Genomic DNA, 231 nt, shown 5'->3' with positions numbered 1-231 from the left:
AAGCATCTACTGATCCTTTAAAGTTAATAGCTGGACCGCCTAGTGTTGTTATCATCATTGGCACACCCGCACGTCCTGCTTTAATCGCACTAGCTGGCGGGCCACCAACTGCACGCCAAATTGGTAAGTTATTATTTTTCGCTCTCGGAATAACCGAAGCATGTGCAAGCGGTGCTCTGAACTGTCCATTCCATGTTACATGTTCCTCTTTATTAATTTTTAATAAAAGAT

General features: G+C 42.9%; 1 protein-coding gene. It reads right to left on the bottom strand.

The window, feature by feature from the left end; translation table 11 throughout:
- On the bottom strand, positions 1–231 hold a 231-nt coding region (locus SB775_RS34285; protein ID WP_410865746.1), incomplete at both ends, for an LLM class flavin-dependent oxidoreductase.

This window comes from Peribacillus sp. SIMBA_075 (assembly GCF_046534585.1).
Note: the sequence above shows the minus strand (reverse complement) of the source record. Positions and strands in the feature narration are given on the sequence as shown.